The sequence below is a fragment of the Phytohabitans sp. LZ39 genome, from assembly GCF_059359075.1.
Window position 1 is genome coordinate 20229 of the sequence record NZ_JCADBM010000018.1, and the last position, 20675, is coordinate 40903.

General features: G+C 71.3%; 18 protein-coding genes. 10 read left to right on the forward strand and 8 right to left on the reverse strand.

The genetic code is table 11. The features are described 5' to 3' along the window. The first annotated feature begins 109 nt into the window (after positions 1 to 109). Together AC5L36_RS30020 and asnB are read left to right on the forward strand one after the other, a co-directional pair. Complete coding sequence (locus AC5L36_RS30020; RefSeq protein ID WP_441219751.1) at positions 110 to 1957, forward strand: asparagine synthetase B family protein; 1848 nt, start codon at positions 110 to 112, stop codon at positions 1955 to 1957. A 63-nt stretch (positions 1958 to 2020) separates the two neighbouring features. Further along, entirely contained in the window at positions 2021 to 3922 is a 1902-nt protein-coding gene (gene asnB / locus AC5L36_RS30025; protein WP_441219752.1) for an asparagine synthase (glutamine-hydrolyzing), read from the forward strand. A gap of 63 nt (positions 3923 to 3985) precedes the next feature. Here asnB and AC5L36_RS30030 read toward each other — a convergent pair whose 3' ends face one another. After that, positions 3986 to 5035 (reverse strand): hypothetical protein, encoded by a 1050-nt coding sequence (locus tag AC5L36_RS30030; RefSeq protein WP_441219753.1) that lies wholly within the window; start codon positions 5033 to 5035, stop codon positions 3986 to 3988. A gap of 155 nt (positions 5036 to 5190) precedes the next feature. On the opposite strand from AC5L36_RS30030, the gene AC5L36_RS30035 reads away from it, so the two are divergent. The 6 genes from AC5L36_RS30035 (at position 5191) to AC5L36_RS30060 (ending at position 11306) form a co-directional block, all read left to right on the forward strand. Continuing rightward, positions 5191 to 6465, forward strand: a complete 1275-nt coding sequence (locus AC5L36_RS30035) for an acyltransferase family protein (protein ID WP_441219754.1) — start codon at positions 5191 to 5193, stop codon at positions 6463 to 6465. 133 nt (positions 6466 to 6598) lie between these two features. Next, positions 6599 to 7882 carry a glycosyltransferase family 4 protein gene (locus AC5L36_RS30040; RefSeq protein WP_441219755.1) on the forward strand — a complete coding sequence of 428 codons (1284 nt, stop codon included), beginning with the start codon at positions 6599 to 6601 and terminating at the stop codon, positions 7880 to 7882. Next, positions 7879 to 8733 (forward strand): glycosyltransferase family 2 protein, encoded by an 855-nt coding sequence (locus AC5L36_RS30045; protein WP_441219756.1) that lies wholly within the window; start codon positions 7879 to 7881, stop codon positions 8731 to 8733. Before AC5L36_RS30040 ends, AC5L36_RS30045 begins: the two co-directional genes overlap by 4 nt. Positions 8734 to 8740: 7 nt before the next feature. Then, positions 8741 to 9409 carry a polysaccharide deacetylase family protein gene (locus tag AC5L36_RS30050; RefSeq protein ID WP_441219757.1) on the forward strand — a complete coding sequence of 223 codons (669 nt, stop codon included), beginning with the start codon at positions 8741 to 8743 and terminating at the stop codon, positions 9407 to 9409. Next, positions 9406 to 10563, forward strand: coding sequence for a hypothetical protein (locus AC5L36_RS30055; RefSeq protein WP_441219758.1), 1158 nt, complete (start codon positions 9406 to 9408; stop codon positions 10561 to 10563). Before AC5L36_RS30050 ends, AC5L36_RS30055 begins: the two co-directional genes overlap by 4 nt. Then, a complete protein-coding gene (locus tag AC5L36_RS30060; RefSeq protein ID WP_441219759.1) occupies positions 10560 to 11306 on the forward strand; it encodes a PHP domain-containing protein in 747 nt (248 codons plus the stop codon). The genes AC5L36_RS30055 and AC5L36_RS30060 overlap by 4 nt, the downstream gene beginning before the upstream one ends. Here AC5L36_RS30060 and AC5L36_RS30065 read toward each other — a convergent pair. Then, a complete protein-coding gene (locus AC5L36_RS30065) occupies positions 11295 to 12230 on the reverse strand; it encodes a glycosyltransferase (RefSeq protein WP_441219760.1) in 936 nt (311 codons plus the stop codon). The two genes, AC5L36_RS30060 and AC5L36_RS30065, sit on opposite strands and share 12 nt — an antisense overlap. 172 nt (positions 12231 to 12402) lie before the next feature. On the opposite strand from AC5L36_RS30065, the gene AC5L36_RS30070 reads away from it, so the two are divergent. Next, entirely contained in the window at positions 12403 to 13482 is a 1080-nt protein-coding gene (locus tag AC5L36_RS30070) for an LCP family protein (RefSeq protein WP_441219761.1), read from the forward strand. 73 nt (positions 13483 to 13555) lie between these two features. Then, a complete protein-coding gene (locus AC5L36_RS30075) occupies positions 13556 to 14212 on the forward strand; it encodes a class I SAM-dependent methyltransferase (RefSeq protein WP_441219762.1) in 657 nt (218 codons plus the stop codon). 111 nt (positions 14213 to 14323) lie between these two features. Here the strand turns inward: AC5L36_RS30075 and AC5L36_RS30080 are convergent, their stop codons facing one another. The 6 genes from AC5L36_RS30080 to AC5L36_RS30105 form a co-directional block, all read right to left on the reverse strand. Next, positions 14324 to 15133 carry an alpha/beta hydrolase gene (locus AC5L36_RS30080; RefSeq protein ID WP_441219763.1) on the reverse strand — a complete coding sequence of 270 codons (810 nt, stop codon included), beginning with the start codon at positions 15131 to 15133 and terminating at the stop codon, positions 14324 to 14326. Positions 15134 to 15181: 48 nt separating this feature from the next. Next, positions 15182 to 15463, reverse strand: coding sequence for an Rv1322 family protein (locus AC5L36_RS30085; protein WP_441219764.1), 282 nt, complete (start codon positions 15461 to 15463; stop codon positions 15182 to 15184). A gap of 5 nt (positions 15464 to 15468) precedes the next feature. Then, positions 15469 to 16212 carry an FkbM family methyltransferase gene (locus tag AC5L36_RS30090; RefSeq protein ID WP_441219765.1) on the reverse strand — a complete coding sequence of 248 codons (744 nt, stop codon included), beginning with the start codon at positions 16210 to 16212 and terminating at the stop codon, positions 15469 to 15471. 149 nt (positions 16213 to 16361) lie between these two features. Further along, positions 16362 to 17504 (reverse strand): glycoside hydrolase family 113, encoded by a 1143-nt coding sequence (locus AC5L36_RS30095; RefSeq protein ID WP_441219766.1) that lies wholly within the window; start codon positions 17502 to 17504, stop codon positions 16362 to 16364. After that, a complete protein-coding gene (locus AC5L36_RS30100) occupies positions 17501 to 19039 on the reverse strand; it encodes a glycosyltransferase family 2 protein (RefSeq protein ID WP_441219767.1) in 1539 nt (512 codons plus the stop codon). Before AC5L36_RS30100 ends, AC5L36_RS30095 begins: the two co-directional genes overlap by 4 nt. Continuing rightward, on the reverse strand, positions 19036 to 20622 hold the full coding sequence (locus AC5L36_RS30105; RefSeq protein ID WP_441219768.1) for a glycosyltransferase family 39 protein: 1587 nt from the start codon (positions 20620 to 20622) through the stop codon (positions 19036 to 19038). The genes AC5L36_RS30100 and AC5L36_RS30105 overlap by 4 nt, the downstream gene beginning before the upstream one ends. Positions 20623 to 20675: the final 53 nt, after the last annotated feature.

Sequence of the window (20675 nt, forward strand, 5' to 3'; positions counted from 1 at the left end):
TGCGGGCGGAACGTGTGTCGGTTAGCCGTCACCGCTTGGCCGGTCCCGCCGCTTGCCCACGCGTCTACAGTGAGCCCCATGTGCCTGAACCCGCCGCCGGCCTGCTGAGATGCGCGGCTTCCTGGCCGTCTCGGTGAGCCCCGGCGGGCCTGTGGCGGCGCGCGTCCCGCACCCCGGCGCGCTCGCCCTCATGGCCGGCCCGCACGCCGGCGCCACGACCGCTCCGACGCCAGACGGCTGGCTCGCGTTCACCGCCGCCGAGCCGGACGACCGCCTCGGCACCGATCCGGCATCCGGCTTCACCGTGCGGCTCACCCGCTCGATCCGCGACCGCGAGGGCGACCTCGACACCGGCCGTCTCGCCGCACTGCTCGGCGGCGAGGTCTCCACGACCGGCGAGGCGCTGGCCGCCATCCTGCCGCCGTTCGCGGGCGCGCACCTGGCCCACACCGGCGCGCCCGTGCGCCTGGCCGGCGACTGGCTCGGCCTCCGCCAGCTCTTCTGGTGGCAGGGCGAGGGCGTCGCCGCGGTCTCCACCAGCGCCCTGGCCTTGGGCGCGCTGGCCGGCGACGGCCTGCACGCCGGCGCGCTCGGCGTGCAGAGCCTGATGGGCTGGCAAGTCGGCCTGGAGACGGTTTTCACGGGCGTCACCAAGCTCGGCCCCGCCGCCGTCGCGGAGCTCCGCGACGGGCGGGTCACGGTCGAGCGGTACGCGACCGAAGACCTCGGTCTGGACGCCGCGCCCAGTCTCGACGCGGCGGTCGACGAGATGGCCGAGATCCTCCGCGCGTTCCACCGTGCCTACCTGACCGACCACCCCGATACGGTGCTACAGCTCAGCGGCGGCCAGGATTCCCGGCTTCTGCTCGGCGCTGTGCCGCCGGAGCTGCGCCGCGGGATGGCAGCGTTCACTTTGGACACCCGCGGCGGCGTCGAGTCTCGGGTGGCCGTCCGTCTCGCCGCGCAGTGCGGCCTCGCGCACACCGTCCACCGGACCGACGAGCGGCCACCGGTCGACGCGGCGGCCGGGCACCGCGCGGCACGGGCCGCCGCCGCCGCACTGGATGCCATGGCCAGCCCGATGGCCCTCGCCCCGCTCGCGCTCATCGAGGCTGACCTCGATCAGGGGCACCGGCTCTCCGGCGCCGGTGGCGAGCTGGCTCGCGGCTTCTACTACCCGGGCCAGCCCCGACACGCCGAGACCGACGAGCGGATGGTCCGGCGGCTCGCTGAGTGGCGACTGTTCACCAACGAGACCGCCGAGCCGGACGCGCTCGACCCCGACTTCGTCGCCGCCGCCCGGACCTACGCGCTGGCCGCCGTGACTCAGCGATTCACGGCGTACCACCGGGACTGGCTGCGTGCCACCGACGACTTCTACCTCTGGGACCGGATGGCGCGGTGGGCGGGCGCGCAGGGCACGCCGGCAGCGGTCGACCGTTTCTTCGTCAATCCCTTGCTGGACCGGCGCTTCGTGCAGCTGGCGCTGGCGGTCGCGCCGGATGACAAGCGCGACTCGCGGCTCACCGGGCGGCTCATGCACCGCCTCGACCCGGGGCTCGCGGCGGTGCCGCTCGACTCTGGGCTGGTGCCGGCGCGGCTGGGCCGGCCAGGGTTCGCCACCAGCGTGGCCGTCGCCCGGGTGACCGCCCGCAAGACGGTCGGCAAGGTACGGCAGCGGCTGGCCGGCGCGCGCCGCACCCAGCTCGGTGCCGCCGACGTCGCCGCGCGGGTGGTGGCGCACTGGCGTGCCGCGCCCGATGCCACCGCGCCGCTGCGCCGGGCCGGCATGGTGCGCGAGGCGTGGCTCGACGAGCTGCTCGACGGTCGCCGCGACGCCCTGCCGGCGACCGTCGCGTTCCTGATGAACACGCTCGTGGCGACGGAAGCCGTCGAGCTGAGCCGGGTCTCCGGCACCAATACGGCCGGTGACCCGGCGGTATCGCACTTCGGATAGTTCGCGCACGCCGGTGCGGCCCGGCGGGCGCGCGGTTGATGCCGCTCGATAGAGGGAGGACACGTGTGCGGTCTGGTGGGTAGATGCGCCCGGGCCACGGCCACCGTCTCCGCGGACGAGATCCTGCGCGCGCTCGCACCGATCCGGCACCGCGGCCCGGACGGCGACGGCGTGTGGACAGATCCGGGCATCGGGCTGGGGCATGTGCGCCTGTCGATCCTCGACCTGAGCACCGCGGCCTCGCAACCGATGGTCTCCTTCGACGGCCGGTACGCGCTCGCCTTCAACGGGGAGATCTACAACTTTCGCGAGCTGCGTGACGAGCTGATCGCGCAAGGTGTGGAGGTGCACTCCACCGGTGACACCGAGGTGCTGCTGTCGCACATCGCGCTGCACGGCTGCGCCACCACTTTCGCCAAGCTGGAGGGAGACTGGGCGGTCGCCGTCTGGGACACCCGCGACGAGTTGCTGACGCTCGGCCGGGACGTGCACGGCGTCAAGCCCCTCTACTACGCGCCGGGCCCGGACGGCAGCCTGCGCTTCGGCTCCGAGCTCAAGGCGCTCATCGAGGTCGGCTCGACCGCCAGCGAGCCGAGCCCTGCCGCGGTCAACGCCGCCCTGCTCGGCTATTCGGTCACCTGGGGCGACCGCACGCTCTACCGCGGTGTACGCGCCGTGCGCCCGGGCGAGCAGCTCACGTTCGACCGGTCCACGGGGCGGATCGAGCGGCGCTTCTTCGCCCGCGTGGTCGACTGGGTCGACGACGACCTGTACCGCGAGCTGCGCGCCGCGCCGGCATCCGAGGTGGTCCAGCGGGTCGAAGACGCGATCACCGCGGGCGTCCGCTCCCGCCTTGTCAGCGACGCCCCGCTCGCCTGCCTCGCCAGCGGTGGTGTCGACTCCAGCCTGATCGCCACGCTGGCTAGCCGGGAGCGGTCCGACCTGCCGCTTTACCACGCCGACGTAGCCAACGACAGTGAGCGACCGGCCGCTGAGGCGCTGGCCGCGGCCCTCGGGCTCAAGCTGCACACCGTGCGGGTCACCGACGCCGACATCATCACCGCGATCCCGGACGTGACCTGGTACAACGACGGGCCGCTCATCTACCACCTCAACGCGCTTCCCTTCTACGCGGTCTGCGAGCTCGCCGCCGCCGACGGGATCAAGGTGCTCCTGACCGGTGAGGGCAGCGACGAATATCTGATCGGCTACCCCAACGAGGCCCTCAAGCCCGTGCTCGACCTGATCGACCGGGTCAAGGCGGTGCCGCGCTCGTGGCTCAAGGCGCTCTCGCCGAAGGCTGCCCAGCTCTTCTGGCCGAAGTCGGACGACACCTTCGAACACCGCCTCCTCGAGCTCAACTCGGCCTTCGAGGCGGGCATCGTGGCCGATCGCAGCGCCGCCGCGCTGGGCACCGCTATGGGCCGCCGCGACCGCCGCTCGCGCATCACCTCGCTCAACCTCGCACAGTCACACCTGGTCTCGCTGCTGCACCGCAACGACCGGCTGGGCATGGCGTGGGGTCTGGAGGCGCGGTTCCCGTTCCTCGCACCGGAGTTCGCCAAGCTGGCCGTCAACCTGCCCGACCGGTACAAGCTGCGCCGCACGCTCCGCGCGCACGACAAGCGCCACCCGTTCATCATCGACAAATGGGCGATCCGCGAGGTGGCTGCCCGCCGCCTGCCATCGGCGCTCTCCGCCCGGCCCAAGCGCGGCTTCCCGGTTTCCATCAACCGCCGGCTCTCGGTCTCGCCGAAGTTCTTCGCCGACGGGTTTCTGGCCGACCTGTACGCGCTGGACGAGGACGCGATCGCCACCGCGATCAGCGACGGCCCGAGCGACTGGCTGACCCGGCTGATCCTGCTTGAGGTCTGGGGGCAGATCTTCTTCCGGGGCGCCAGCCGGGACGCGATGCGGGAGACGCTCCTCGCGCACACGCAGACCGCGGTGCCCGCGGGTCACTGAGCGGGTCACTCGGCGAAACAAGCCGGCCGGGCCTTCGCCCGGCCGGCTTTCCGCTGTGCGAGATCAGGACTGTGGCTTGACCGGGCCGGAGCCGTCCTGCCAGGAGTTGCCGCTCCACACGTTTCCCTGGTGGAACTCGAACGTGGCCACCGGCCCGTAGTAGCCGCACTTCGGACCGTACTTCTTCCCGAACAGATTGTTGACGTACCGGATGTCGGTGCCGATCGGGAACGGCTTGGCCGAGGTTGAGCCGCCGTAGGTGCAGTAGCCACCGTTGGTATTAAAAAGGTTGCGCTCGATCAGTGCGTTTTTGATCGGCTCGAAGTCGCCGTAGAGCGAGAGGGCGGCCGAGCAGCCCTCGCTGTCACAGACCAGGTTGTTGTGGATGATCTTGTAGTTGCTGCCACCATTGGAGCCGATCGCGGTCTGGTGGGCGCCGTCCACGTACACCCAGCCGTGCAGGTATGAGTCTTCTATATGCACGTTTTTGCGCATGTTTGCACCGCGACCGGTGCCGTGGATGTGACAACGTATGCACGTGTAGTCGTCGTTGCCGATGGCAGCCTCGCCGTTGGGGTCGACCTTCCCGCCACCGTCGATCTCGACGTCGATCAGCTTCAGCCCAACCAGGCTCCAGTCGGTCTTGTACGTGCCGCCGACCTTTCCCTTGACGAGCGAGCGGGTGATCGTAACGTTCTTACCTTCGATCGTCAGTCCATTGGTGAATCGGCAACCGTCCAACTTGATATTGCTTTTCGTCACGTTGTTGGCACAGTCGCGCAACTTTACGCCCGTGTGCTTGTAACCGGTGCAGTTTTCGTCTGGGAAACGCGGAAAGCGAGGACAGGCCGAATTGCCGCCGGACGACTCCGTCTTCCCGGCCGACGAGGCAGACGGGCTCGCTGACGCCGACGCGCTGGGGGCGGCGGCGAACCTTCCCTGACCGTCCGGCACCGGCGTGGCGGTGGAGACCTGCCCTTCCTCCTGCGGCGACGTCGCACCGGCCGTCGGCTCTCCACTGCTGGCGGGCGCCTCGAAAACCCTGACGGTCAAACGGACCAGGCCAAACGTGACCGCCAGCGCGATGACCGTGCCCAAAACCGCAAGCATCACGTTTCTGGACCTACTACGCGATGAGCGATGATTCGGTCGTGGGTCCGGCGCCATATGGCGCGTTTTGTCGGAGGGATCTGGCACTGGTGCTCCCTACTCGAACCTGCACCGCTCGGCATCACAGGCACGGCGGATCCCTGGTCGGGCGTCGCATTATGGTCATTCGCGATGAGCGCGCTAATGCTAGCACCGTAGGCAACGGTCATTTGGGCGTACGGACAGGAAGTGCGGCGCCTCGTCGGCGGTGTCGTGATCGCGACACCCCGGTCCGATCACGGCCCGCGTATGGTGACGCGGTGACCACGGTCCGACCGGCTGCCGCGCCTCCGGCCAGCCCAGATACCACCGCGGGCCGGCTTCCGTCGCTGACCGGGCTCCGCTTCGTCGCCGCCTTCTTGGTCTTCGGTTTCCACGTGCACATTGAGCATCTAATGGCGCCCGGGGCCGTACGGACCACAATGGAATGGCTGTTCGGCCAAGGCGCGGTCGGTGTGTCGTTTTTCTTTATCCTGAGCGGATTCGTCCTCACCTGGTCGGCACGCAAAGGCGACACAGCGGTGCGCTTCTGGCGCCGGCGCATCGCGAAGATCTATCCCAACCACGTCGCGACCTGGCTCGTGGCGCTCGCCGTCGCGGTGGTCACCGGCGCCGGCGTAAGCCTCGCCGTCGCCCTCCCCAACCTCGTTCTCGCTCAGGCCTGGTCGCCGGACATCGACGTCTTCTTCGGCCTCAACACCGTCAGCTGGTCGCTGGCCTGCGAGGCATTCTTCTACGCGGTGTTTCCGCTGCTCTTCGCCGGGCTCATACGCCTGCCCGGCCGCATGCTGTGGCCGGCGGCGACGATCGCGCTCCTCGCGGTGTGGGCCGTGCCGCTGCTGGCCCAGATCCTCCCCGCGGAGCACCGCTACTGGGCCATCTGGATATTTCCACTTGCCCGGACGCCCGAGTTCCTCGCCGGCATGCTGCTCGCCCGGATCGTCCGGGAGGGCCGGTGGCCCCGCCTCGGCGTCTGGCCGGCCACCGCGCTCGCCGTCGTGGCCTACCTGACCTCCCGCTTCCTCCCCGACGACTTCCGGCTCGTCGCCGGCACCGCGATTCCCCTGGCGCTGCTCGTGGCGGCGGTCGGCGCGGCCGACGCGGCCGGGCTGGCGACGCCGTGGCGCTCGCGCTGGATGATCTGGCTGGGCGAGATCTCGTTCGCGTTCTACCTGGTGCACCAGCTCGCGCTCCGCGTCGTACTCAAGGGCTCCGGGGTCGAGCACTCGTCGCTGGCCGCGATCGGCGTCGCCCTCGGCGCGCTGGTGTTCGCGGTGGCGGGCAGCTGGCTGCTCTACCGCTGCGTGGAGCTGCCCGGGATGCGCCTGCTGCGGCCGAAGTCTGCCGGCCGGATGGCGTACCCTGCCACGCCCGTCCGCCCGGAGCAGGTGTAAGACATTCGACACCCACTCCCACCACGTGGCCCATTGTCCGGGCCGAGGGATTCCAGGAAGGTTCGGTAGGCGTGTCCATACGCTCGGCATCGCCGAGGCGCATTCCGCACGGAGTCGACGAGGTAACCGCCTGATGAAGAACCGCCGGGCCCACATCACCATCCTCATCGCCAACCTCCCGGCCGAACGGGATCGCCGGGTCATCCGCGAGTGCCTGACCCTGGAGGAAGCGGGCTACGAGGTCACGGTCATCGCGCCCCGCGGCGACAAGAGCCTCAAAGTCCTGCCGGGCAGCCGGAGCACGCGGCTGCGGCCGTACCCGGTCTTCGTTTACGGCTCCGGGGTACTGTCGTTCGCGGCGGAGTTCGTCTGGTCGTTCCTCTGCATCGCGGTGCGCCTGCTCGGCGAGGTCTTCGCCGGCCGGGCCCAGGCGGTGCAGGTGTGCAACCCGCCAGACGTCTACTGGCCGCTCGCCCTGATGATGCGGGCGATGGGACGCCCGTGGGTCTTCGACCACCACGACCTGTGCCCCGAGGTCTACGCGACCCGCTCCGGCGGCCAGCCCAACCGGTGGGTCTACCGGGCGCTCGAGCTGATGGAGTGGCTCACGCTGCGCACCGCCTCCGCGGTGTTAGCGACCAACGAGTCGTTCCGCGACAACGCGGTGCGCCGGGGCGTACCGGAGGACAAGGTCACCGTGGTGCGAAACGGGCCGGCGCTTGACGAGGTCGCGCCGCCCGGTGACGATGACGGCGGCGAGGGGCGGCACGGCGAGCACCACCTCGTTTACCTGGGCGTGCTAGGCCCCCAGGACAACGTGGAGGGCACAGTGCTCGCCGCCGAGCAGCTGATCCGGATCCGTGGGCGCGCGGGCTGGCGGCTCAGCATCGCCGGCGACGGCGAGAGCCTGCCCGCCCTGCGCAAGCTGGTCGCTGACCGAGGGCTCGGCGACATGGTGGATTTCACCGGGTGGCTCGACGGCCCTGCGGTCGACGCGCTGCTGCGTTCGGCCACGGTGGCGATCCAGCCCGACCTGCCCACGACCATGAACAACCTGTCCACGATGGCCAAGACCGTGGAGTACGTGGCACGCGGTCTCCCGGTAGTCGCCGCCGACCTGGTCGAGACCCGGCGCACGGCGGGAGAGGCGGCCGTCTACGTGCCCAACGGCACCCCCTCGGAGTACGCGAACGCGATCGACGAGCTGCTCCGCGACCGGGAGCGGCGGGCGAAGATGCGCGAGGTGGGGCTGGCTCGGTTCACCGGCCAGCTGGCCTGGGACCACCAGGCCCGCGCGTACGTGCGGGTGTGGCACCAGCTTCTCGCCCGGCGGCGGCCTGCCGACCCGGCCGTGCCCCGGCCGCGCGCCGGCGGTCCGGGATCCTCAAAGATCGCTGAGCCGGCGGGCCGCGAATGACGAGTGTCGTCATCGCCGCGCACAACGAGGCGGCGGTCATCGGGCGCTGCCTGGACGCGCTGCTGGCCAGCGATCCAGGGCTCGACGTGACCGTGGTCGCCAACGGCTGCACCGACGACACGGCCGCGGTCGCGGCGGCTCGGCCGGGCGTGCGGGTGGTCGACCGGCCCGAGCCGGGCAAGGCCGGCGCGCTCAACGCCGGCGACGCGGTCGCGCGGGGCTTTCCCCGGCTCTATCTGGACGCCGACATCGTGCTGACGCCCGGTGGCGTGCACGCCCTGGCGGCGGCGGTGTCCGATGGCAGCCCAGCGCCGCTTGCCGCGGTGCCCCGGCGAAAGCTCGACCTGTCCGGGCGCCCACTGCTCGTGCGGGCCTTCTTCGCGGTCAACTCCCGCCTTCCGGCGTACGACCGCGCGCTTTTCGGGCGAGGGGCGATCGCGCTGTCGGCCGAGGGGCGCGCCCGGTTCGACGAGTTTCCGTCGGTGATCGCGGACGACCTCTACCTGGACTCGCTCTTCGCGTACGAGGAGAAGCGGGAGGTGGCCGCCGTGGTCTCCACGGTCGCGACGCCCCGGCGCACCCGCGACCTCGTGCGGCGCCTGGTCCGGGTGCGGGCCGGCAACGCCGCGATGCGGGCGGCGTCCGCGGCTGGCGACGCCCCGCCCGCGGTACGCTCCAGCGCGCGCTCCTCCTGGCTGCGCGACGTGGTGCTCCCGCGCCCATGGCTGTGGCCGGCCGGCGCGTGCTACGCCGCGATCACGGTCATCGCCGCCGTCACCGCCAAGCGGCGGCGGGGGACGGTCGCCTGGGGCCACGACGAGTCGAGCCGGCAGCCGGCCGCTCAGAAATAGGAGAAAGATGGCGACCGACGGTGTCGTGAACGTGTGCTTCCACGGGGTGGGCACGCCGCAGCGCGAGCTCGAGCCGGGCGAAGACGTTTACTGGGTCGACGTCGACCGCTTCCGGCGGATCCTCGACGAGGTCGCCACCTGGCCGGCGGTACGGATCAGCTTCGACGACGGCAACGCGTCCGATGTCGAGATCGGCTTGCCCGAGCTCGCCGAGCGCGGGCTGTCCGCCGACTTCTTCGTGGTGGCCGGTCGGCTCGACAAGCCCGGCTCGCTCGGCGCCGACCACGTACGCGAGCTGCGCGACCGCGGCATGGGGATCGGCACGCACGGCATGTGGCACCGCTCTTGGCGCGGCCTCGACACGACCGAGGCGCACGACGAGCTGGTAACCGCCCGCGTGCGGCTCGCCGAGGTGGTCGGCCGCCCGGTCGACACCGCGGCACTGCCGCTCGGTCAGTACGACCGCGCGGTGCTGAGTGCCTTGCGCCGCAACGGATACCGGCGTGTCTTCACCAGCGACCGGCGCACCGCGCGGCGCGGCTCCTGGCTACAGCCGCGCTACAGCGTGCGCCACCTGGACACCCCCGAGGGTCTGCGCGCCGAGATCCTCACCGCCCCGCCGCTGGCTCGCCGGGTCCGCGCCACCGCCGTGGGAGTGGTAAAGCGGTGGCGGTGAAGGTCCTCATCGGCTTCGCCGAGTCGCTCGCCGCGATCGAGTCGGCCTGGTGCCTACGCGACGCCGGATACGAGGTGGTCGCGTTCACACGGGCCGGGAGGCGGCCGCCGCTCGCCGCCGCGCGTGGTGTCACGGTGCGCCCCGTGCCAGCGCCCGAGGCGGGCGTCGCGGCCACCGTCGCGGCGATCCGGTCGCTGGTCGCCACCGAGCGCCCGGCGGCGGTGCTCCCGCTCGACGACGCCGCGCTGCTCGCCTGCGACCGTGCGGTCGACGCCGTCGACGGGCGCATCCTGGGTGTGCCGCTGGCCGGCGCGACCGGCGCGGCGGCCCGCCTCGCGCTGGACAAAAGCGAGCAGATCGCCCTGGCGGAAAAGGCTGGCATCCCAGTGCCGCCGACCGGCTCCGCCGAGCCGCCGCCGGGCCCCGGGCCGTGGATGGTCAAGTCGGCGCTCGCCGCCGTGGAGGCGGACGGGCGGCTGGGACGGCCGGCCGGTGCGATCGCCCGCGAGCCCGGCGACGTACCGGCGATCGTGGCCAAGCTGGGCGGCCCCGCGCTTGTGCAGCCCGTGATCGACGGGACCGGCGAAGGCGTCTTCGGCATCGCGGTCGGCGGCGAGGCGTACGCGCTCTCGGCACACCGGCGGGTCCGCATGATGAACCCGCGGGGCTCCGGCTCCAGCGCCTGCCGCTCGATTCCCGTGGATCCCGAGCTGGTCGGGCCGGTGCGGCGGTTCGTCGCCGAGGCCGGCTGGCAGGGCATCTTCATGATCGAGCTGTTGCGCGACGCGAGCGGGCAGCCGTGGTTCATGGAGCTCAACGGGCGCACCTGGGGCAGCATGGCGCTGGCTCGGCACCGCGGCCTGCCGTACCCCGCCTGGGCGGTCCAGACCGCGCTCGACCCTGCCTGGCGTCCGCCCGCGGCGGCCGAGGCACCGCACCTGCTCTGCCGGCACGCCGGCCGCGAGCTCGTACACCTGCTGGCGGTCATGCGCGGCGGCAAAGGCGCGGACGCCGGGCGCTGGCCCTCTCGCACCGCCACGCTGCGGGCGATGTTGCGGCGCGAGCGCGGCAACAGGTGGTACCACGCGGACGAATGGGGTGTCTTCCTGCGGGACACCTGGCACACCGTGGCCGACCAGCTGCGCCGCCGATGACCACCACCCGGGCGGCGGCCCACGTGCACTCGGAGTGGTCCGACGACGCGACCTGGAAGCTCGCCGACATCGCCGCCGCCTTCGCGGCCCGCGGATACGACGTGGTGCTCCTCGCCGACCACTGCCGCGAGTTCGTCGCCACGCGGTGGGCGGAGTACCGCGCCGCCTGCGCCGAGGCGAGCACCAGCGAGATCCTGCTGGTGCCCGGGATCGAATACAACGACCTGGACAACACCGTGCATGTGCCGGTCTGGGGCGACGTCCCGTTCTACGGGCAGGAGGTGCCGGACATCGGCGCCCTCCTCGCCGGCGTCGCGGCCGACGGCGGCACCAGCGTGCTGGCCCACCCGTGGCGGCGCGACGCGTGGCGCCGGTACCAGCCCGCGTGGGGCGCGCACCTGGCCGCCGTCGAAGTATGGAACCGCAAGTACGACGGCATCGCGCCCAACCGGCACGCGGCCGAGCTCGCGCGGCGGGAAGGGCTGCGGCACTTCGTCGCCGTCGACTTCCACACCAGCCGGCAGTTCTTCCCGCTGGCGATGCGGCTCCAACTGGCCGGCGACACGGTCGACCTGCCGGCGGTGCACCGCGCGCTGCGGGAGGGCGAGTTCGAGCCCGCGTTTCGGGAGCGCCCGGTCGAGTCGATGCTGCGCGGCCCGGCTCTGCGGGCCGCCGTAGCGGCCGAAACGGCCCGCCGCGCGGTGCGGCCCGCGGTCAACCGGCTGCGCCGCCTACGCGGCTAGCGCGGCGACCAACTCGGGGCTCGGGGTCGCCCGCAGCCGCGACGGACTGGCGAGCGCCCGGGCGGCGGCACGGCTGGCCTTGTTGCCGAGCACCGCGCGGCTTGTCTCGCGGAGCAGCAGCGCCGCCCAATACGCCGCCGTGAGCACCTGGCCGTGGCGGCGGCGGTAGAGGCGCACGCGATTGAGGTTGAGCAGCGCCCACAGGCCGGGCGACTGCTTGGACTCCCCCTCCAGGTGGACGGCGAGCGCGGACGGCGCCAGCCGGGTCGGCAGCCCGGCGTCGCGAGCCCGGAGCGCGAAGTCGGTCTCCTCGGAGTACAAGAAGAACGACTCGTCCCACGGGCCGACCCGTGCCCAGCACTCCGCGCTTAGCAGCATCGCCGAACCGGCCGCCCAATCGGCCTCGGTCTGCGCGCCGTAAAGGTGGTCGTCGACCACGAGCTCGCCGAACGGCTTGAAGCGCCCGGCCCGGTGCGCTCCCAGCACCGCGTCGCCCAGGGCGCGCAGCGGGCTCGGTTCGCGCCGCAGCACGTGGATGACCGAGCCGTCGCCGCGCTCGAGCCGGGGCACGACGATGCCCGCGTCGCTGCCGCGCAACACCGCGAGCAGCTCACGCCCGCACTTCGGCGCGAGCCGGATGTCCGGGTTGAGCACGAGAACGGCCGTGTGCGGGCGGGCGGCCGCTACCGCGGCGTTGATGCCCGCGGCGTAGCCGGCATTGCGCCCCATTTCCACGACGATGCTGCCCGGCGCGACCCGCTTGACCGCCGCCGCGCTCCCGTCGGCGGAGGCGTTGTCGGCCACGGTGAGGTGCCAGGCGATGCCCTCCAGACCGGGCCCGAGCGAGGCGACGAGGTCGTCGAGGAGACGCTTGCTGTTGTAGGTGACGACGACGACCGCGATCGTCTCCTCGGCCTGCCTCAACACCGCTCCTCGCCTTCGTTCGCGACCGGCGGCCGCGCCACGGACCATCCTGCCCTCCCGTCCCGCCGGCCCGGTTCCGCTGTCCGGGTGAGAGAAGTGTCGGTAACCCGTCGTTGTTGTTCCGCCTTTAGCTGATTCGTCGCTCAGGATGATCGGCGTAGCGTCGAGCGTCATGGCCGACACATCGCCGCCCGTGCCTTCGCAGGAGGCGTCCCCGGAGCGCCCGCTCGACGTGCTGGAGCAGACCCCAGACAAGGCACCGGCGCCGAGCCGCAAGCGGCGGTGGTGGCGGCTGATCGCACTGGTGCTCGGGCTGTCGCTCGTCCTCGGCGCGGCCGGGAGCGGCGGCGCGCTCTGGCTCTACGCGCGCTCCGTCGAGGGCGACATCGAGCGGGTGGACGCGTTCGCGGGCGTGCCCGAGGGTGCTCGCCCGCCCGTCGTCGCTGAGAAAGCGCACAACTACCTCGTCGTGGGCAGCGACTCCCGAGCTCCGGACAGCACCGACGGGTCCCGCACCGACGCCATCCTCCTCTTCCATGTCGCGGCCGATCGAAAAAGCGCCCAGATGATCTCGATCCCGCGGGACACTTGGGTCCAAGTGCCGAAGTCCGCGGACGGCCGCCACGGCGGCACCGAAGCGAAGATCAACGCGAGCTTCGCGTGGGGCGGCGTGCCACTGCTGGTGCGGACGGTGGAGGGCTTCACCGGCGTACGCATGGACAGCGTCGTCCTCATCGACTTCGCCGGCTTCGAACGCATCGTCGACACGCTGGGCGGCGTGGACCTCACCGTTGACAAGGACTTCACCTCTATACACCCGCCGCACCGCAAGTTCGCGACCGGCGATCAGCACATGGACGGGGCGACCGCGCTGGACTACGCGAGGCAGCGCTACCAGTTCAAGGACGGCGACTTCACCCGCATACGCCACCAGCAACAACTGGTCCGCGCCGTGGTCGCCAAGGCGACCCAGAGGGGCCTGATGCGGGATCCGGGGCGGCTCAACGGCTTTCTCCGCGCGACGGCCAAGGCGGTCAGCGTCGACAAGGACCTCGATCTCTTCGGGACCGCCTGGTCGATGCGCGACCTGCGCGAGGAAGCCATCACCTCGATCACGAGCCCGTCGAGCTCCACCGGCATGATCGGCGGCCAGAGCGTCGTCCTCTCGGACGAACAGGCAGCGGCCGGCCTCTACAAAGCCGTCCGCGAAGACGACATGGACACCTGGCTCATGGAGAACCCGCAAGACTGAGTGTCGGATAGCTGATGGAAGGGTGAACCGGACGGACCTGCCGCTGGGCAGCCTGGCCTAATACCCTCCCTGCGTGGGTCTTCATTCGATTCGCCGGCGGCTGGTCGACTCGCCGGACTCGTGGGGCGCGAAGCGCCGTGCACGGCGGGCGCAGTGGCTGAGCGAGACCTTCCCCGACCTCGCCCAGATGTCCGTCATCGACCTCGGCGGGCGGGTCGACACGTGGGAGCGCGCACCGGTGCGCCCCAAGCACGTGCACGTCGTCAACCTGGAGCCACTCCCCGGCGAGCTGCCCGAGTGGGCCGAGCTCGACTACGGCGACGCCTGCGCGCTGCCGCCGCAGATCGCCAAGCGCCGCTACGACCTCGTCTTCTCCAACTCGGTGATCGAGCACGTCGGCGGCCACGAGCGCCGCGTCCGCTTCGCCGAGTCGATCCACGCGCTCGCCGACGCGCACTGGGTGCAGACGCCCTACCGCTACTTCCCGATCGAGCCGCACTGGGTGGCGCCAGGCATGCAGTTCCTGCCGGTCGCCCTCCGCTCCCGGATGGCGTACAAGTGGCCGCTGGCGCACACCCCGGCGTCCAGCCTCGCGGAGGCACGCCAGGCCGTGCTGTGGACCGAGCTGATCGACAAGACCCAGATGCGCCACTACTTTCCACAGTCGACGATCCGCAGCGAGCGCATCGTCGGGCTCACCAAGTCGCTGATCGCCTACAAGCTCCCCTGACCAGCCAGGCCCCGCTCACCCCTCCCGCCCGGCTCTCAAGAGGGCAGCCCTGTCACTGTCTGGGCGGGCATACGGGACCCCTGCTGCGAAGGAAGCCTGAGACACGTGCCTCTAGGTCTGGGTGTCCGGTTTCGGGGCGGCTACGGGGACGTCGGCGAAGGCGGCTACCGTGCGGTCGGCGTAGGCGCTGGCGTCGCCGGTCTCCATTGGACCGTCCCATGTGGAGGGCAGGGGCGTCGGTACGTCCGGTGCGACGCGGGTGACGATCTCGTCGAGCACGCGTTCGGCGTCGCCGACCCACAGGTGCTTCGCGCCGTCTACGCCGATGACCTCGGCCTGCGGGATGGCGGCGAAGCGCTGGCGTGCCTCCGCCGGCCGCAGGTAGTCGTCGAGCTCGGGCACGAGCGCGGTCACCGGCTTGCCGGACGCGGCCCACGCCGCCAGATCCTCCTCCGCGGCGAAGCGCAGCGGGGGCGACAGCAGGATGGCGCCCGCGACGGACGGGTCGCAGCCGTACTTCAGGACCAGGTCGGTGCCGAACGACCAGCCGACCAGCCAGACGTTGGACAGCGAGGCGAACTCCGCGTACTCGATGGCCGCCGCCACGTCGAAGCGTTCGCCGACCGCCTTGTCGAACTCTCCCTCGCTCGTGCCGCGCACGCTGCTCGTGCCGCGCGTGTTGAACCGCAGCACCGCCAGCCCGGCCAGCGCGGGCAACCGCCACGCCGCCTTGCGGAAGAGGTGGCTGTCCATCATGCCGCCGTGGGTGGGCAGCGGGTGGACGCAGACGAGGGCGCCGACCGGGTCGCGGTCGGCCGGGAGGGCCAGCTCGCCGACGAGCTTGAGGCCGTCGGCGGTGTGCAGCTCGATGTCCTCCCGCCGGCCCGGCAGGATCGAGTTGGCGCGGATCTTCTCACTCACGGCGCAAGTCTTTCACCGCCGCCGGTCGACGGCAGCCGGGCCGCTTCTTTAGCGGCGCCGCTCACGCGCCCCCCAGCAGCCGGCGTGCCAGTGCCGGCGGTCGCTCTCGTCGCCGCGGCCGTCGACCGGCCAGGCCACCACGTGCGGGGTGCCTGGGCGGATCTCCTGGTTGCAGCCGGGGCACCGGTACGTCTTCGTGGACGCCCCGCCGGAGATCGTGCGCACAGCCCACTCGCCGTCGCTCCACCGCTGCACCCGTTGGACGCCCTGCCGGGCGCGTTCCAGGTCGAGCGGCGGGACGTCGTCGCGGTCGGGGTTGCGGCGGGGCATCGACGTCAGGGCAGGCGGGCGTACACGTCACCCGACCGGCCCGCCGGCCGGAGCCGCTCCAGCAGCGCGGTCAGGCCCGCCATGTCGAGCCACTCGTCGCTCACCATGCGCGCGGTCTCGACGAGCGAGTAGTTGTAGCGGTATCCGCCGGCCGCCGCGCCGAGCTTGTCGACCATGTGGAGCATGGCCATGGATGCGTCGTGCACGGACGGCAGGTACTCGACGGAGAGGGCGCGCACCGGGCGGGAGAGGCCGGCCAGCACCTGTGCCTCGAAGCCCTCGACGTCGATCTTGCAGAAGGCGGGCTCGCCGTGGCGCGCGATGAGGTCGTCGAGCGTGACGACCTCGACCTCGACCGAGCGGTCCCAGCGCACGCCCTGGAAGAGGCTCGACACCGAGTCGCGCCACTCCGGAGACATCGAGGAGACCGTCGGGTTGGTCGTGGAGAGCGCCAGCGAAGCCTTGCCCGGCCGCTCACCGACGGCCACCGGCACCAGCGTGACGCCCTTGTCGCGCCCGAAGAGGAAGCGCAGGACGCGGAGGCAGTCGGGCTGCGGCTCGACCGCGACCACCCGGGCGCCGAGCTTTCGCCACTGGCGCACCCGGCCGCCCACGTGCGCGCCGATGTCGAACCCGATGTCGCCGGGGCCGAGGAACTGGCTGTAGAGCCGCCGCAACCGCCGGTGCTTGGTCGGCTGGCCGTGATAGATGACCAGGGAGCGGGCGATCCCCCAGACGCGGTCGAGCATGGTGCGACGCTACTCCCTCTCAGCCGGCCCACTGGGCTTTCTGGTTCGTTCGCTCGCGCGGCGCTGAAGGCGACGTCTTCCTCCGCCACCCCGAAACCCCGACTTCGTCGGCGGGGCGGCTACGTCCAGACGCCGCCGCGCCAGCTCGCTCACTTACGTGGATCCTTGGCGAAGCAGCGGGCGATGTTTTGCTCGCCCGGCCGGCCCAGGAAGTCCATCGGTGACTTGCCCGGCTGCTTCGCCTTCGGGTCGGTGTCCAGGTTGATCATCCAGAAGTAGATGCCGCCGAGGTCGCGCTCGCGCATCACCTGGCACGCGGCGTCGAACCAGCGCTGCTGGATCTCCGGCTTGATCGTGCCCTTCGAGTGCGGCGACCACGGCTCCTGGTACGCACCTGAGCGCGCGCCGATCGCCACCTCGGCCAGCACCAGGTCGGGGAGCGTGGCGGCGGTCCGGTTGTCGTCGAGCCACTCGTTCCACCCGTCGACAAGGCGGCTCACCGAGGCGCTGTCGCCCACCTCCAGCGGCGGGTACGCGTCGACGGAGAGCGTGATGCCCGGCGCCGGGCCGCTGTCGCGGAGCCGGTCGTAGTTGGCGCTGTAGTCGATCTCGCCGGTGTAGACGCCCTTGACGCCGGTCGCGACCGTGCGCCAGCCGGTGGTACTGCTCTCCATGGAGTTGAGCTCGGTGCCGACGACGAACGTGGCCACCTTCGCCGTCTCGGCCACCTTCGCGTACTGGACGAGCATGTCCCGGTAGGAGGCGAACCACTTGGTGCGGCTCTCCGGGCGGATCGAGCCGCGCCACATGTCGGGGTCGTCCTTGGTCAGGTTGCGCTCGTTGAGCATCGGGCGCACCGCCGTGCGCAGGCCGCGCTTGTTGGCCTCGTCGAGCACGATCTCCAGGCGCGCCGGCGTCGGCGTGATCGGGTGGTCCATCCGCACCGCGTTCGCGTACGCCGAGTCCATGACGAACGAGAACGAGATGGAGACCGAGTTGGCGCCGAGCTCGACCACGTGGTCGAGGACCTTCTGCGCCTTGGCACGGACGATCTGGTCGGTGTCGTTGCCGTTGTTTTCCCAGTAGACCGCGATGCCGTACTGCCGCATGCCGGGCTGCCACGGCTGGCGCACCTTGGCGACCTGCGGCTCGGACGACGCGCTCGCGCTCGCCGTGGGATCGCCGCCGCCACCGGGTGGCCCCTCGGAGAGCCGGGTCAGCGGGTCGCCCTCACCCGACGAGCAGCCGGCTGCCAGCAACACCGCGAGCGCGGCGACGACCGCGCGCCTCATATCGGCTTGGCGATGACGACGAACTGCTGCTGGCCGCCACGCAGGTAGCGGATCAGCCCGCGGACGGCGCCGATCCCCTCCATCAGCGAGAAGACGGGGACGAGCAGGATCACCGCTATCCCCTCCCACCACCGGTATTTCGCGCGGCGGGAGACGCTCACGTTGATGCGCAGGCCCTCGGAGTAGAGCCAGATCGCGTACGCCATGTTGAGCGCCCAGATCGGCAGCACGGCCAGCGTGATCGGCACCGTGTCGAAGGAGCCGAGCACCCAGCCCAGCAAGAGGATCGTGCCGAGGTGCTGGAGTGGGCTGATCACCCAGGTGAACGTCGAGTATCCAATGTAGAGCCTGTCGCGCAGCGGGATGCGCTCGTCGAGCGAGAGCCCGATCAGGCCCCACGCCCACCGCTCCCGCTGGCGGAAGAAGTCGCGCACGGTGGCCGGCGAGGCGCCGTAGCAGCGGCCCGCGAACCAGGCGCTGCGCCCGGGGTAGCGGCGGCTGAAGACGAGCGCGAACTGGGCGTCTTCGACGATCGCCTCGGGCCCGAAGTCCCAGCCGATCTCGGCCTCCACCGAGGCGCGGACGAGCAGGAGCTCACCGTGTACCCCGGCAAGCGGGTGGCCGCCACCGGTGAACGCCGAGTAGACCGTCACGTCGGCGATCGGCCGGCTCGCGTCGGCCAGCCAGGTGAGCCTGTTGCGGGCGTGCTCGCGCGGGTAGGTGAGGATGCCCTGCGCGAGGTGGCACGCCTCGTCGCCGAGCTCGCGCTGCTGCTCGATCAGGCGGGCCACCGCGATCGCCGTGTCGAGCCCGACGCCGGTGTCGTCGTCCATGTGCAGGACCCACACGTCGTCGCGGTCTTCGTGCTGGGCGATGCGCAGCTCGTGGGCGTAGTTGTTGGCGCGCGACTTGAACTTGGTGCGGTTGACCGTGTGGTAGCTCTGCGGCACCGTGATGATCCGGATGTACCGGCTGATCTCGCCGAGCTTGTGGATCTTTTCCGCCGCCTCGCAGCCCTCTTCGATGACGACGTCGACGCGCAGCTTGGGAAAGCACTCCGGCAGGTAGGTGATGTACGAGTGCACGACCCGGTCGAGCGCCGGATACGTGTCGTGGCGCCCGATCGTCGGCACCACCACCACGAGGCGGTCGTTGCACCGGATGATCTTGTCGTCGGCGGCGGTGAGCCGGTCACGGCGGAGCCGGCGGCGGGTGACGAACGCGCCCACCAGCCCGACGACCGTGCCGATCACCGGATAGGTCCACACGATGGTGACCACCGCGCCGAGCGGCCCGGTCGACTTCACGCTCAGGAACAGCGTCACCACGAGCACCGCGACGAACCACGCGAGGAGCGGCCACAGCCGGGGAAGCCAGCCGGCGTGGCGCTGCGCCATCGTGGTAGCACGCGGAGTGATCGGCATGCGGATGGCGGGCATGACGTGCGTCTCGCCGGGGTGCTCCTGCTGCCGCGGGATGATCTGTGTCCGCTCACCCGGCTCGTCGCGCCGCGAGGGAGCGACGTGCGTCGTCACACGGGTTCCTTCCGGGTCAGTAACGCGACGGTGTAGCCCGTTGTCCACCAACTGTCGGCGACATCATAACGTTCCTTAAGGACGTCCTTCTTGCTTCCATCGAGGTCGTCGAGGGGGTCCCCGTACTCGCCGAGGCGCAGCACCCACACGCGCCGGGTCTCCCCCAGCCGGACCGCCACGTCCGCGTGCTCGCTCGCCACCATCCAGCCGTCGGTGCGCATCGGCCGGTCCACGAGCAGGTCGGTCGGGCGGCGGTTTTCCGGCAGGTAGTGGGCGATCACGTCGCGGTTGAGCACGCCGGGGCCGCGGTCCTTCAGGCCGTACACGATGCCGTCGCCGGGCTGGTAGTCACGCTCGATCAGTGCCACGACCGCCTTGGTGTCCTGGTACCGGAACGCCGGCTTGCGCACCGAAGCGTGGCCGGGCAGGGCGAGCACGGTCAGCGCCGCCAGCGTCGCGACCGCCGCGATCAGGCCGCGCTTGGCGAGCAGCAGGCCGACGAGCACGACCCAGCCGACGACCGTGTAGAGCACGTACCGCTGCTGCCAGATGTGCGTGAGCGAGCCGAGGGCCATCAGCAGCCCGGCCGGCACCACGCTCAGGCTGATCGCCACGACGGCGCCCCGCTCGCGGGAGACCGCGGCGGCGCCGAGGGCGAAGATCGCGCCGCCGATCAGCGCGCCGCCGAAGAACTCCAGCCCGTACGCCTCGATCTGGTGCAGGTCGGTGAACGGGATCCAGCCGATCTGGCTGCCCTGCTGCCGCCGGCCGATCAGGATGATCGGGATGAGCGGTATCAGACCGACGAACGCGCTCGGTGTCCACCGCCACAGCAACTTGCGCTTGGTCAGCAGCACGGCCAGGCCGTGGCCGGCCAGCATCAGCAGCGCGACGAGGTGCATGGCGCCGAGCGCGGCGACGGCGACCGCGTACGCGAGCGCGATGCCGAGCGTGAACCCCTCCAGCATCCGGATGAGCAGCAGCGTGGCCACCGCCGCGGCGAGCGTCGCCAGCGCGTACGGCCGGGCCTCCTGCCCGAAGCGCGTGGTTATCGGCAGGATCGCGAAGGTGAGGCCGGCGATCAGGCCGATGCGGTGCGAGCCGAGGCGGATGCCGATCAGCCCGATCACGGCGGCGGCGCCGGCCATCGCGAGCAGGGACGGCAGGCGCAGCGAGAGGTCGGAGTCGCCGAAAACCGTTGTCCAGACCCGGATCAGCACGTAGTACGGGCCGATCGTCGCGTCGGTGCCGTCGAGCTGCTTCCACAGCTCCGACCACGAAACCGTGGTGATGCCCCACGTCGCGAGCTCGTCGGCCCACAGCCCCGGCCCGGTCAGCCCGATGACGCACAGCACGACGGTCACCAGAGCCGGTGCGCCCCAGGCGATCCGGCGCTGCCACGCCTCCCACCGCTGCTTGCGCTCGGCCTCTTCCTGGGAGGGTGACTTCGGCAACAGGATCGTCGCGTCGGCCGGGGCAGTCGGCGCCGGCGTCTCCACGACACCGACCCGGCGCGGGAGAGGGATGTGTACCTCCCCGTTGGGGGTCGCCACCGGAAGTTGCGAGCGGGCCGCCCTACTCACAGGCAAATCCCCTTTGCTGGGTACGAGTCCCCGTTACTGGGCACGAAAAACGG

Coding starts and splice junctions, on each gene's coding strand:
- AC5L36_RS30090 (WP_441219765.1), bottom strand. CDS start 16,212: ATGCTCGACCGCGTCTGGGGGATCGCCCGCTCCCTGGTCATCTATCAC.
- AC5L36_RS30085 (WP_441219764.1), bottom strand. CDS start 15,463: ATGCCCCGCCGCAACCCCGACCGCGACGACGTCCCGCCGCTCGACCTG.
- AC5L36_RS30070 (WP_441219761.1), top strand. CDS start 12,403: ATGGCCGACACATCGCCGCCCGTGCCTTCGCAGGAGGCGTCCCCGGAG.
- AC5L36_RS30045 (WP_441219756.1), top strand. CDS start 7,879: ATGACGAGTGTCGTCATCGCCGCGCACAACGAGGCGGCGGTCATCGGG.
- AC5L36_RS30035 (WP_441219754.1), top strand. CDS start 5,191: ATGGTCATTCGCGATGAGCGCGCTAATGCTAGCACCGTAGGCAACGGT.
- AC5L36_RS30095 (WP_441219766.1), bottom strand. CDS start 17,504: ATGAGGCGCGCGGTCGTCGCCGCGCTCGCGGTGTTGCTGGCAGCCGGC.
- AC5L36_RS30020 (WP_441219751.1), top strand. CDS start 110: ATGCGCGGCTTCCTGGCCGTCTCGGTGAGCCCCGGCGGGCCTGTGGCG.
- AC5L36_RS30050 (WP_441219757.1), top strand. CDS start 8,741: ATGGCGACCGACGGTGTCGTGAACGTGTGCTTCCACGGGGTGGGCACG.
- AC5L36_RS30060 (WP_441219759.1), top strand. CDS start 10,560: ATGACCACCACCCGGGCGGCGGCCCACGTGCACTCGGAGTGGTCCGAC.
- AC5L36_RS30040 (WP_441219755.1), top strand. CDS start 6,599: ATGAAGAACCGCCGGGCCCACATCACCATCCTCATCGCCAACCTCCCG.